Source organism: Luteimonas rhizosphaericola (genome assembly GCF_029888045.1).
GTDB classification, from domain to species: domain Bacteria; phylum Pseudomonadota; class Gammaproteobacteria; order Xanthomonadales; family Xanthomonadaceae; genus Luteimonas; species Luteimonas rhizosphaericola.
This window is the reverse complement of sequence record NZ_JARXRN010000020.1, coordinates 270,099-281,421: the sequence shown is the minus strand read 5'-3', so window position 1 is coordinate 281,421 and position 11,323 is coordinate 270,099. Positions and strand designations below refer to the sequence as shown.

Genomic DNA, 11,323 nt, shown 5'->3' with positions numbered 1-11,323 from the left:
ACGATGGCCAGGACGACGCCGCGCGCCGCGACCGCGGGACATCGCATCGAACACGACAGCATGGGCGAGCTGCAGGTGCCCAACGACGCGCTCTGGGGCGCGCAGACGCAGCGGGCGGTGGAGAATTTCCCGGTCTCGGGCCAGACCATGCCGCGTGGCTTCATCCGCGCGCTCGGGCTGGTGAAGGCCGCGGCCGCGGGGGTCAACGGCGGCCTCGGCCTGCTGCCGGACTCCACGGCCGCCGCGATCCGCGCCGCGGCCCTGGAGGTGGCGGAGGGTCGTCACGACGACCAGTTCCCGGTCGACGTCTACCAGACGGGCTCGGGGACCTCCTCGAACATGAATGCCAACGAGGTGGTCGCGACCCTGGCCTCGCGCAAGGGTCGCAAGGTGCATCCCAACGACCACGTCAACCTCGGCCAGAGTTCGAACGACGTGGTGCCCACCGCGATCCGGGTCTCGGCGCAGCTGGCGGCGGTGGAGGACCTGCTGCCGGCGCTGCGCCACCTGCGCAAGGCGATCGACCGCCGTGCGCGGGGCCTGACCAAGGTGGTCAAGACCGGGCGCACCCACCTGATGGACGCGATGCCGATGACGCTGGCGCAGGAATTCGGCGCCTGGTCCGCGCAGCTTGCGTCGGCCGAGGCGCGGATCGGGGATGCGCTGGTGCGGCTGCGCCGGCTGCCCATCGGCGGCACCGCGATCGGCACCGGGATCAACGCCCATCCGAAGTTCGGCGCCAGGATGGCGCGCGAACTCTCGCGCCTGTCGGGCACCCGTTTCGAGGCCGCGGCCGACCGCTTCGAAGGGATCGCCTCGCAGGACGACGCAGTGGAACTGTCGGGCCAGCTCAACGCGCTGGCCGTGGCCCTGATCAAGATCGCCAACGACCTGCGCTGGATGAATTCGGGTCCGCTGGCGGGGCTGGGCGAGATCGCGCTGCCGGCGCTGCAGCCGGGCAGCTCGATCATGCCGGGCAAGGTCAATCCGGTGATCCCGGAAGCGGCGGTGATGGTGGGCGCGCAGGTGATCGGCCATCACGCCGCGATCACCGTGGCCGGGCAGAGCGGCAACTTCCAGCTCAACGTGGCGCTGCCGCTGATCGCGGCGAACCTGCTCGATTCGCTGCGGCTGCTGTCGAACATCAGCCGCCTGCTGGCCGACCGCGTGATCGCGGGCCTGGAGGTGCGGCGGGAGGCGATCGGCGCCGCCCTGGAGCGCAATCCGATCCTGGTCACCGCGCTCAACCCGGTGATCGGCTACGAGCGCGCCGCCGCGATCGCCAAGCGCGCCTACCGCGAACAGCGACCGGTGTTCGACGTGGCGCTGGAGGACAGCGGCCTGGCGGCGGACGAACTGCGCCGGCTGCTGGATCCGGCGACGCTCACGCGCGGCGGGATTCCGGCCGGAGGGAGCGCCGGCGGAGGCGGCTGATCGCACCGGGGCGCATGCGGAGCATCGCACCGCGGGCACGGGCGCGCATGGCGCGGTGCTGGCCAGGCCAGGGTGGAGTTCGTCCGCGAGCGCGATGGCGGCGGCGCGGACCTTGCGCCCGCACTGGAGGCGGCGCAGGGCGCCCGCCCCGTGGAGGTCAGCGCTTGCGCGGAACCTCGACCCGGCCGGCCACGCCACTGTGGTCCAGGTCGCCGCTGCCGACCGAACCGACCCGCAGGTCGCCGCCGATCCGGTGCGCATCGAGATCGCCCGATCCGACCGATCCCACGTCGACGCTGCCGGCCACGTCGGCCAGGTCGGCATCGCCGGAGCCGATCGACCGGATCGAGACATCGCCCGCGGCGCCGCGCAGGGTGAAATCGCCCGAGCCGATGCTGCCGACCTCCACCTCGCCGCGCACGTTCGCGGCCTCGAGGTCGCCCGAGCCGATCGACAGCACGTGCAGCGCACCGGCATCGTCGACCTCGACGTCTCCCGACCCCACCTTCGCCGTCACCCGGCCGGCGATGCGCAGCAGCTCCGCGTCGCCGGAGCCGACATCGGCGCTGGCCGCGGACGCGCCGGTGACGCGCGCATCGCCCGATCCCACCTGCAGTTGAACCAGCACGTCGGCGGGCACGCTCGCGTCCAGGGTCATGTACGCGTAACGCTTGCCGAGCGAGATGCCGCTCCAGTTGCTGTCGTGGCCCAGCCGTACCACCAGCTTGTCGCCGTCGCGCGCCGCCTCGAGGGTGAGCGCCTGCAGCCGGCCTTCGTCCGAGGCGCAGGCGCGTCCCTCGACCTGTCCGGTGGCGGCCGGCCCGGCGTCGACCCGCAGGGTATGCGGCCCGACGTCGAACATCACCGTGCGCACGCCGTCGAAATCGAGGTCCAGGCTGCGCGGAGCCGAATGCTGGCAGTCTTCGGCCAGGACGGGGGCGGAGACGGCGGCGAGCAACAGGGCGGCGAGGGCGGCGTGGCGGGTCATGGAGCGCTCCATTCGAAGTGTTGGCCAGCTTGGATGCGGCGGCGGCGCGAAAGGTTGAAGCCCACGCGCTGCCGCGTGGTCAACGGGTCGGATCGGTCGCCGCGGCGGCTTCGGTGGCGGCATCCGCGGCGGCATCGTCGCGTGCGTCGCGGGCCCGGTCCGGTGCCTTGGCGGCGCGGGACGCGGCCGCCGCATCGGCCTCGGCGGCGGCATCCAGGTTCGCGTCGTCCGCGGCACGCGCGGCGGTCGCCGTCTCGGAGGCGGCCACGCCATGGTCGCCGTCGCGGCAGTCGTCGATGTCGCCGGCGGTCATCCGCGCGTAGGGCGCGAACTCCGGGACCGCGGCCGCGAGGGCCTCCTGGGCCGCCAGCAGGCGCGGGAGTTGCTCGCACAGCTGCATCGCGGCCTCCTCCAGCTGGGCGGCTTCGGCCTCGACCCGCTTTTCCATCTGCTCGGTGTCGCCGCGCAGCAGGCTGCCGATGGCGTCGCCTGCCGCCTTCATGCCGAGGTCCGCGCCGCGCACGCCCAGGTCCATGCCGGCCTCGGCCACGTCGAGCATCGCGCTGCGGTAGTCGAGCGCCAGCGCGCGCGCCTGCGCATCCATGGGCACGAGGGTGCCGGAGATACGCAGGTCGCCTTCCGGGGTGATCGCCGCTTTCGGCAGGTCGTCGGCCTTGCGCTGGATCCGCCTGCCGTTGACGGTGACGTTGTAATCGCCGTTCAGGCTCAGCTCGCCTTCGCGCAACTCCTTGCGGGCCTCGTCGAGCGCGCGCGCAACGGTGCGGCCGAGCGCGGTTGTGGGCGCCGGCGCGGCGTCGGCGGCGTCCGCGTCGGCCGTCGGCGAGGCAACGGGTGCGGGATCCGGTTCGCGCCCGCAGGCGGCCACCAGCGGCAGGGCGGCAAGCAGGGCGAGGGTGGCGACGGTCTTCATGCGGGGCTCCTTGGCGGGATGCGCGGCCGGGTGGGGCGCAGGGCGCGACGGTGAGTGGGGTGACGTCCTGGGTGGGACGGATGTGTCGGGTGCGAGGCAGTCGGGCCTGCTCCGGTCCTGAATGCGATCGCGCCTGCCCACGAGGTGATCGGACGCTGCCCGCTCGCGATCGGTGTCGCTCCGGAGATGACGTGTCGCCATCCCCGGCGGAACTCGCCGGTCTCCGGAGCGATCCGGCCCGGCCTCGCGCAGCGCGCGAGGCGTTCGGCCGCGATGCGACGCGATGCGTCGCGGGCATCGCGGCCTCACCCCTCGTCCCGCCAGCGGCGCAGGCGGATGGCGCCGAAGATCATCGCGGCGCCGGCCGCGGCGCCGATCCACAGGTTGGCGCTGGCGAGGTTGCGGTACACGTTGACCGGATTGAGGATGTTGCGCGCCGCGCCGGGAACGTCGAAGTCCACGTGCTGCAGATAGTCCAGATCCAGGAAGGTCATCGGGAACACGCTGGTCAGCATCCGCAGCACGATGTTCTTGAAGAACGGCCAGGTCAGGTCGTCGTATACGCCCAGGAACTCCAGCCACGCGACGAAGATGCCGGCGAACAGCGGGATCATGATCGCCCACAGGAACGGCTTGCTGCGCGCCCAGGCCGAGCACAGCATCAGCCAGCCGACGGTCGGCAGCGCCCACAGCGCGTACACCGGGATCACCGACAGGTATTGCAGCGACAGCACCACCGGACTCGCCGGTCCCCACAGCAGGGTCGCCGGATTGCCGCCGTAGAACATCGTCACCACGCTGATCAGCGCCAGGAACCCGAACAGGGTCGCGATCGCGGCCAGCGTGGCCAGCAGCGGCGCGACCAGGATCGCGCTGACCACCTTCGACAGCACGGTGGAGGCGTCCGACAGCGGCAGCGACTTCCAGAACAGCACGCTGCGGTCGCGGCGCTCGTCGTACAGGGCGCCCAGGCAGTAGAAGAACATCACGAACGCCAGCACGATGAACGGCCAGCTCGACGCCAGGATCAGGGTGACGTCGATGCCGTCCCCCAGCCGTGCCAGTTCCTCGTGGCCCAGCTGCGAGGTGAGCATGCCCAGGTCCATGCCGTTGATCTGGATCGAGGTGCCGTCGTCGAGCGAGATGTGCGCGTCCTGCGGAACCTTGCCGCGGGCGGCAACCATGGCCAGCACCATGCCCATCGCCGAGAGCAGCAGCGAGATGCCGCCGGCCACCAGCGGCGCCCACAGGAATCCGCCCTTGTGCTCCCAGAACTCGCGCCGCAGCAGCCAGCGGAAGCGATGCACCGGATGGACGTGCCCGGCACCGGCCGCGCGCGGGGCTTCGGCGGGGGTATCGACGACGGCGTTCATGCGTAGGTTCCTTTCATCGTGGCGACGAACAGATCGGCGAGCCCGGGGGTACGGGTTTCGCCGTAGGCGGCGAGCGAGGACTGCGGCACGCCGTCGAACAGCATCACGGTCTTGCCGAAGGGCAGGGCGCGCTCGTCGATCGGACCCAGCGCGCGGGCGGCCTCGGCCCGGTCGGCGTTCACCAGCACCTCGACGAAGCGTTCGCCCACGTCCTCCATCGGCGCGTCCAGCACTACCTTGCCGTCGCGGATGAACATCACGTCGGTGAGGATGTGCTCGATCTCCTCGACCTGGTGGGTGGTGATGACGATGGTCTTCTGCTCGTCGAAGTAGTCCTCCAGCAGACGCTGGTAGAACTGCTTGCGGTACAGGATGTCCAGCCCGAGCGTCGGTTCGTCCAGCACCAGCAGGCGGGCGTCGATCGCCATCACCAGCGCCAGGTGCAGCTGCACGATCATGCCCTTGGACATCTCGCGCACGCGCTGCTTCGGCTTGAGCTGGGTGTTGGCCAGGAAGCGTTCGCAGCGGGCGCGGTCGAAGCGCGGATGCACGCCGGCGACGAAATCGATCGCCTCGCGCACCCGGATCCAGCGCGGCAGCACCGCCACGTCGGCGATGAAGCACACGTCCTTCATCAGCTCGTCGCGCTCGGTGCGCGGGTCGCGGCCGAGCACGCTCAGTTCGCCGTCGAACGGGATCAGGCCCAGCATCGCCTTGAGCGCGGTGGTCTTGCCCGCGCCGTTGGGGCCGATCAGGCCGACGATGCGGCCGGCGTCGATCCGGAAGCTGGCGCCGTCGAGCGCGAGCTTGTTCTTGTAGGCCTTGCGCAGGCCGCGCGCATCGACCACCTGCAGGGTGTCGGCCGGTGCGTTCATCGCGCACCCCCGTCGGACTGCGCCTGCACCAGGTCCTCCAGCGCCAGGCCCAGCCGCTGGATGCGTTCGAGCACCAGCGGCCACTCCTCGCGCAGGAAGCGTTCGCGTTCGTTCAGCAGGAGTTTCTTCGCGGCTTCTTCGGTGACGTACATGCCTAGGCCCCTTCGTTTTTCGACCAGCGACTCGTCGGCCAGCTCCTGGTAGGCGCGCGAGACGGTGATCGGATTGAGTTGGTATTCGGCGGCGACCTGGCGCACCGACGGCAGCGCGTCGCCCGGTTTGAGCATCCCGTCCAGCATCATCGCGATCACGCGTTCCTTCAGCTGGCGGTAGATGGGAGCGCCATCGCTCCACTGGATATTGGTCATGGCATCAGCTCCGGCCGGCGCGGCCTGTCCCGCGTGCGAACGAGAAGTAGGGGACGGCGATCGCGCTGCGCACGCTGCCGCTGCGGCGGGCCGGGGCGGCATCGGTGTCGGTGCTCCCGTCGCCTGCGTCGGAGGCCGCGGCGGTGGCCGGGTCAGTCTCCAGCGACGGGGTCATCAGGGACTCGGCCACCACGGTGGTCACAAAGCTCACGGTGAGCGCAACAGCCTGTTCGACCGAACGCGCGTCCACCAGCGCCGCCTCGTACTGAGGGCCGCGCGCCTGCAGCCGGACCGCCACGGCGTCGGCCTGGTCCAGCGCGGAGACGTCTTGCCCGGCAGCGTCGGCGAGCGGCATCAGCGGGGCGGTGCGCGCCGGAGCCGCGGGCGCCTGCGCGCCGGCGAGCGCGCGGACTTCGCCCGCCCCGGCGTCGACCATGGGGCGGGCCGCCATCAGGCCCAGCGCCAGCACCATGCCGGTCACCGAGAAAGCCAGTATCGTGTTGCGGAGCTTGCGGTTCATGATGAACGTCCTGCTCTGGTGGATAGGTGTTGTATTCAACTATAACACCAGAACAGGCCGTTGCAAGGGGTTTCGGGCCCTGGTCGACCCAACTGAAGTCACGGTCCACGGGCGCAATCCGTCCGGGGCGAGGAAACAGCCATGAAATCAATCGGATATCTCGTACTCGCCGTCCTCATGACGGCGTCCGCGACCGCCGCCGCTGCCGGCGGCCTGCTCGAACGCAGCTTCCGTCCGCTGACGGGCAAGACCCCGGTGGAGCTCTCGCAGGCATATGGCGGGCAGGTCCTGCTGATCGTCAACACCGCCAGCAAGTGCGGGCTGGCCCCGCAGTTCGAGGGACTGGAATCCCTGCACTCGCGCTACAAGGCGCGCGGGTTTTCGGTCCTGGGGTTCCCTTCGGCGGATTTCCGCGGCCAGGAGTACGAGGACGAACAGAAGATCCAGGAGTTCTGCACCCTCACCTACGGGGTGAAGTTCCCGATGTTCGAACGCGTCCACGTGGTCGGCGACGCCGCCACTCCGCTGTATCGCGACCTGCTGCAGGCCACGGGCGAGGCGCCGGCGTGGAACTTCCACAAGTACCTGGTGGGCCGCGACGGCAAGGTGGTCGCCTCGTTCGGGAGCCGTACGCTGCCGGAGGATCCGGAGATCGTCGCCGCGATCGAGCAGGCGCTGAGGGCGCCGGTTCCCGCCCGCTGAGGTGCTGAACGCCCGCGGGCGCGGCATCGGCGCGAGATTGCCGTGGCGGGCGCCGGCCGCGACAATAGCGGCCCCTGCGCCGCACCAGGCGGCGCGTGCCGGAGTCTGGATCCGATGAACCGTTTCGCGCGTGGCATGGCCGCGCTGGCCCTGTCTGCGCTGGTGGCGACGGCATCGGTGGGCATGGCGCAGGAGCTGACCCGCCTGTCGGGCGAGCGCCAGCAGATCAGCTACCTGGTGGGGATGGACGTCGCGCGGTCGCTGGCCGCGGCCGGCCCCGACATCGATTACGCGAGCTTCGAGCGCGCCGTGAGCCATGCGCTGGCCGGTGGCGAGCCGCTGATCGGCGAGGCCGAGGTGGCGCAGGTCGGGCAGGCGCTGATGCAGCGCATCGCCGTGCGCAGCGGCCGCCAGGTGCCGGGCATGGCGCCCGGCACGCCGCCGCCCGCGGTCGATCCGGCCAAGGTCGGGCTGATGACCGGGCTGGACGTGGGGCGTTCGCTGCGACCGATGGCCGACACCATCGAGGTGCCGGTGCTGGTACAGGCCATGCGCACCTTAATCGAGGGCGGCACGCCGCTGCTGTCCACCGAGCAGGCGTCCGAGGTCCGCGCGGCGCTGGAGCAGCGCTCCCGCAGCGAGGCCGCGCGCGCGGCCGAGGCCAACCGCGCCGCGGGCGCGGAATTCCTGGCCCGCAACCGCGGGGCCAAGGGCGTGTTCACGACCGGGTCGGGCCTGCAGTACAGCGTCCTGCGCGCAGGCTCGGGGCCGCGCCCGCGTCCGGGCGACCAGGTGCGCGTGCACTATCGCGGCACCCTGCTCGATGGCACCGAGTTCGACAGCTCGATCGGCCGCGGCGAACCGGCCGAGTTCGGGCTCAACCAGGTCATCGCCGGCTGGACCGAGGGCCTGACCCTGATGCCGGTCGGCTCGCGCTACCGCTTCTGGATTCCCGGCGAGCTCGCCTATGGCCAGGCCGGCAGTCCGCCGCTGATCGGCCCGAACGCCACCCTGGTGTTCGAGGTCGAACTGCTCGGCATCCTGTAGACATCATCGTCGGCGGCGGTTCCGCCGGCGCTCCCCTTGTGCACCGTGTTTTCCTGGAGTTCCCGATGAAAGTGTCCATGCGTTCCACTTCCCTGGCCGTGTTCGGCCTCGCCCTGTCGATCGCGCTGGTGGCCTGCAAGCCGCTCGACAAGGACACCGGCAAGCCGGTGGACGGCGCCGACGATGCGCCTGCAGTCGCCGCGAAGGGCGGACTGAAGACCGAGAAGGAGCAGGTCAGCTACGTGATCGGCATGCAGATCGGCGACAGCCTCAAGGGCGCCAAGGACGAGGTCGACCTGGATACCCTGTTCAAGGCCGTGCGCAGCACCCTGGACGGCAAGGAGCCGCTGCTGACGCAGGAGGAGGCGATGCAGGTCATGCAGGCGTTCAGCACCCGCATGCAGGCCAAGCAGATGGCCGAATTCGAACAATCCGGCAAGGAGAACGCCGAGCACGGCGAGCGCTTCCTGGCCGAGAACGCGGGCAAGGAGGGCGTGCAGACCACCGCCTCGGGCCTGCAGTACCAGGTGCTGAGCGAAGGCTCGGGCGCGAAGCCGAAGGCGGGCGACACCGTGCGCGTGCACTACAAGGGCACGCTGCTCGACGGCGAGACCTTCGACGATTCCTACGCCCGCGGCGAGCCGGTCGAGTTCGCGCTTTCGCAGGTGGTGCCGGGCTGGCAGGAAGGCCTGCAGCTGATGCCGGTGGGCAGCAAGTACAAGCTGTGGATTCCCGGCAAGCTCGGCTACGGCGAGCAGGGCACGCCCGGCGGTCCGATCGGCCCGAATGCGACGCTGGTGTTCGAGGTCGAGCTGCTCGACATCGTCAATTCCGCCGAATAAGGGACGCGTCGCGAATGCATGTTGCGATCTTCGGCACCGGATACGTCGGCCTGGTCAGTGGCGCCTGCCTGGCCGAGGTCGGCCACGATGTCATCTGCGTGGACGTCGACCAGGCCAAGATCGCGGGCCTCGAGCGTGGTGTCGTCCCGATCTACGAGCCCGGCCTCGAGCCGATGGTCAAGGCCAACCACGCAGCGGGCCGGCTGAAATTCACCACCGACGCCGCCCGCGCGGTGGCGGACGCCGAGGTGATCTTCATCGCTGTCGGCACTCCGCCGGACGAGGACGGCAGCGCGGACCTGCAGTACGTGCTGGCGGTGGCGCACACCATCGGACGGCACCTGCGGGCGCCGGCGATCGTAGTCGACAAGTCGACCGTGCCGGTCGGGACCGCCGACCGCGTGCGCGAGACGATCGCGGCGGAGCTGGCCGCGCGCGGCGCCGACATCGCCTTCGACGTGGTGTCCAATCCCGAGTTCCTGAAGGAGGGCGCGGCGGTCGAGGACTGCATGCGCCCCGACCGCATCGTCATCGGCAGTACGGACCCGGCCTCGATCGAGAAGCTGCGCAGGCTCTACGCGCCGTTCAACCGCAACCGCGACCGCATCGTGGCGATGGACGTGCGCTCCGCGGAGCTGACGAAATACGCGGCCAACGCGATGCTGGCGACCAAGATCAGCTTCATGAACGAGATCGCCAACATCGCCGAGCGCGTCGGCGCCGATGTCGAGCAGGTACGACGCGGCATCGGATCGGATCCGCGCATCGGCTGGCACTTCATCTACCCCGGTGCGGGATACGGCGGCTCGTGCTTTCCCAAGGACGTGCAGGCGCTGGCGCGCACCGCGGGCCAGCACGGCCACGAGCCGATCCTGCTCAATGCGGTGGAGGCGGTGAACGACCGCCAGAAGGCGCACCTGTTCGACCTGCTCGTGCGCCACTACGGCGCAGCCGAGGCGCTGCGCGGCAAGACGTTCGCCGTCTGGGGCCTGGCGTTCAAGCCCGATACCGACGACATGCGCGAGGCCTCCAGCCGCCGCCTGCTGCAGCAGCTGTGGGATGCCGGCGCGCACGTGCGGGCGTTCGATCCCGAGGCACGCGACGAGGCGCGGCGCATCTTCGGGCAGCGCGACGACCTGGTGCTGTGCGAAAGCGCGGAGGAGGCGCTGCAGGGCGCCGATGCGCTGGCCGTGGTCACCGAGTGGAAGCAGTTCCGCAGCCCGGATTTTGCCCGGCTGCGCGAGGCGCTGCGCGACGCGGTGGTGTTCGACGGCCGCAACCTGTACGAGCCCGGCGAGATCGAGGCCGAGGGCATCGCCTACTGGGCGATCGGGCGCGGAAGGTCGATCCTGCGGAGCCAGGCGTGATGAATGGCGAGCTCGAGCAGCGACTGGTCGAACTGGAGACGCGGCTGGCGTTCCAGGAGCAGGTGATCGCCGAACTCAACGAGGCCCTGACCGCAATGCGGCTGGAGGCGGTCGGCCATGCCGACCTGCTCCGGCGGGTGCTCGAAGATCTGAAACTGGCGCGCAGCGATGGACCTGGCGATGCCGGGCTCGAACCGCCGCCACCGCATTACTGATCCGGACCCGCGATGACTGATTCCCTGCGTGACCAGCTGCTCGGCCTGGGCTTCAAGCCGGCCTCCAAGCCTGCACGCGCCCAGCCCCCGCAGGGGCGCGGCGACGCCAGGCGCCCGGCACGAGAGGCCACGGGCGCCGGCAAGTCCGGATCCGGCGCGCCGGGGAAGCCGGGCGCCCGCAAGGGCGGCCGCGGCCCGCGCAGCCGGGAGGACATCGATCTCGCCAAGGCCTACGCGATCCGGGCGCAGAAGGAGAAGGACGAGCGCATCCAGGCCGAGCGCGAACGCCAGGAGCTCGCACGCGTGCGCCGCGAGGCGCGGGCGAAGCTGGAGGCGTTCCTGCAGGACCGGCTGCTCAACGATCCCGAGGCCGACATCGCGCGCCATTTTCCCTACGGCGGCAAGATCAAGCGCATCTACGTCAACGCCGCGCAGCTGCGTGCGCTCAATGCCGGCGAGCTGGGCGTGGTCCAGCTCAATGGCCGCTACTGCCTGGTGACGGCGGCCGACCTCGCCGAAGCGGAGGCGATCTTCGCGCCCTCGGTCGCGCTCAGGATCGATCCGCAGGCGCCGGCGGAGGGCGATCCCTATGCCGATCCGAAGTTCCAGGTGCCCGACGACCTGGTCTGGTGATCCGGGATCGCGCCACGCGGGATGATCT

General features: G+C 70.7%; 13 protein-coding genes. 7 read left to right on the top strand and 6 right to left on the bottom strand.

From position 1 onward, the window contains the following. The first annotated feature begins 3 nt into the window (after window positions 1-3). Entirely contained in the window at window positions 4-1,434 is a 1,431-nt protein-coding gene (locus QFW80_RS05225) for a class II fumarate hydratase (protein ID WP_280600322.1), read from the top strand. Between the two features lie 157 nt (window positions 1,435-1,591). Here the strand turns inward: QFW80_RS05225 and QFW80_RS05220 are convergent, their stop codons facing one another. From QFW80_RS05220 to QFW80_RS05195, 6 genes are all read right to left on the bottom strand, one after another. After that, window positions 1,592-2,422: a DUF4097 family beta strand repeat-containing protein gene (locus tag QFW80_RS05220; RefSeq protein WP_280600321.1), complete on the bottom strand. Its 831-nt coding sequence runs from the start codon at window positions 2,420-2,422 to the stop codon at window positions 1,592-1,594. 79 nt (window positions 2,423-2,501) lie between these two features. Next, window positions 2,502-3,353, bottom strand: coding sequence for a hypothetical protein (locus tag QFW80_RS05215; protein WP_280600320.1), 852 nt, complete (start codon window positions 3,351-3,353; stop codon window positions 2,502-2,504). Between the two features lie 305 nt (window positions 3,354-3,658). Further along, window positions 3,659-4,726 (bottom strand): hypothetical protein, encoded by a 1,068-nt coding sequence (locus QFW80_RS05210; protein WP_280600318.1) that lies wholly within the window; start codon window positions 4,724-4,726, stop codon window positions 3,659-3,661. Continuing rightward, a complete protein-coding gene (locus QFW80_RS05205; RefSeq protein WP_280600317.1) occupies window positions 4,723-5,601 on the bottom strand; it encodes an ABC transporter ATP-binding protein in 879 nt (292 codons plus the stop codon). Before QFW80_RS05205 ends, QFW80_RS05210 begins: the two co-directional genes overlap by 4 nt. Continuing rightward, window positions 5,598-5,969, bottom strand: coding sequence for a GntR family transcriptional regulator (locus QFW80_RS05200; protein WP_280600315.1), 372 nt, complete (start codon window positions 5,967-5,969; stop codon window positions 5,598-5,600). The genes QFW80_RS05205 and QFW80_RS05200 overlap by 4 nt, the downstream gene beginning before the upstream one ends. 4 nt (window positions 5,970-5,973) lie before the next feature. After that, window positions 5,974-6,489, bottom strand: a complete 516-nt coding sequence (locus tag QFW80_RS05195) for a hypothetical protein (RefSeq protein WP_280600313.1) — start codon at window positions 6,487-6,489, stop codon at window positions 5,974-5,976. Between the two features lie 141 nt (window positions 6,490-6,630). On the opposite strand from QFW80_RS05195, the gene QFW80_RS05190 reads away from it, so the two are divergent. From QFW80_RS05190 to QFW80_RS05165, 6 genes are all read left to right on the top strand, one after another. Then, window positions 6,631-7,191: a glutathione peroxidase gene (locus QFW80_RS05190; RefSeq protein WP_280600311.1), complete on the top strand. Its 561-nt coding sequence runs from the start codon at window positions 6,631-6,633 to the stop codon at window positions 7,189-7,191. 114 nt (window positions 7,192-7,305) lie between these two features. After that, window positions 7,306-8,238, top strand: a complete 933-nt coding sequence (locus QFW80_RS05185) for an FKBP-type peptidyl-prolyl cis-trans isomerase (RefSeq protein ID WP_280600310.1) — start codon at window positions 7,306-7,308, stop codon at window positions 8,236-8,238. Between the two features lie 77 nt (window positions 8,239-8,315). Beyond that, the gene (bamJ, locus tag QFW80_RS05180) at window positions 8,316-9,080 is read left to right on the top strand and encodes a BamJ family beta-barrel-assembly machinery protein (RefSeq protein WP_280600309.1); all 765 of its coding nucleotides are present in this window, start codon (window positions 8,316-8,318) and stop codon (window positions 9,078-9,080) included. Window positions 9,081-9,094: 14 nt separating this feature from the next. Then, entirely contained in the window at window positions 9,095-10,447 is a 1,353-nt protein-coding gene (locus tag QFW80_RS05175) for a UDP-glucose dehydrogenase family protein (RefSeq protein ID WP_280600307.1), read from the top strand. Continuing rightward, window positions 10,447-10,662 carry a SlyX family protein gene (locus tag QFW80_RS05170; RefSeq protein WP_280600306.1) on the top strand — a complete coding sequence of 72 codons (216 nt, stop codon included), beginning with the start codon at window positions 10,447-10,449 and terminating at the stop codon, window positions 10,660-10,662. The genes QFW80_RS05175 and QFW80_RS05170 overlap by 1 nt, the downstream gene beginning before the upstream one ends. A gap of 12 nt (window positions 10,663-10,674) precedes the next feature. Next, on the top strand, window positions 10,675-11,295 hold the full coding sequence (locus QFW80_RS05165) for a DUF2058 domain-containing protein (RefSeq protein ID WP_280600304.1): 621 nt from the start codon (window positions 10,675-10,677) through the stop codon (window positions 11,293-11,295). The last annotated feature ends 28 nt before the right edge of the window (window positions 11,296-11,323 follow it).

Coding starts and splice junctions, on each gene's coding strand:
- QFW80_RS05165 (WP_280600304.1), top strand. CDS start 10,675: ATGACTGATTCCCTGCGTGACCAGCTGCTCGGCCTGGGCTTCAAGCCG.
- QFW80_RS05195 (WP_280600313.1), bottom strand. CDS start 6,489: ATGAACCGCAAGCTCCGCAACACGATACTGGCTTTCTCGGTGACCGGC.
- QFW80_RS05200 (WP_280600315.1), bottom strand. CDS start 5,969: ATGACCAATATCCAGTGGAGCGATGGCGCTCCCATCTACCGCCAGCTG.
- QFW80_RS05220 (WP_280600321.1), bottom strand. CDS start 2,422: ATGACCCGCCACGCCGCCCTCGCCGCCCTGTTGCTCGCCGCCGTCTCC.
- QFW80_RS05205 (WP_280600317.1), bottom strand. CDS start 5,601: ATGAACGCACCGGCCGACACCCTGCAGGTGGTCGATGCGCGCGGCCTG.
- QFW80_RS05170 (WP_280600306.1), top strand. CDS start 10,447: ATGAATGGCGAGCTCGAGCAGCGACTGGTCGAACTGGAGACGCGGCTG.
- QFW80_RS05225 (WP_280600322.1), top strand. CDS start 4: ATGGCCAGGACGACGCCGCGCGCCGCGACCGCGGGACATCGCATCGAA.
- bamJ (WP_280600309.1), top strand. CDS start 8,316: ATGCGTTCCACTTCCCTGGCCGTGTTCGGCCTCGCCCTGTCGATCGCG.
- QFW80_RS05210 (WP_280600318.1), bottom strand. CDS start 4,726: ATGAACGCCGTCGTCGATACCCCCGCCGAAGCCCCGCGCGCGGCCGGT.
- QFW80_RS05215 (WP_280600320.1), bottom strand. CDS start 3,353: ATGAAGACCGTCGCCACCCTCGCCCTGCTTGCCGCCCTGCCGCTGGTG.
- QFW80_RS05175 (WP_280600307.1), top strand. CDS start 9,095: ATGCATGTTGCGATCTTCGGCACCGGATACGTCGGCCTGGTCAGTGGC.
- QFW80_RS05185 (WP_280600310.1), top strand. CDS start 7,306: ATGAACCGTTTCGCGCGTGGCATGGCCGCGCTGGCCCTGTCTGCGCTG.
- QFW80_RS05190 (WP_280600311.1), top strand. CDS start 6,631: ATGAAATCAATCGGATATCTCGTACTCGCCGTCCTCATGACGGCGTCC.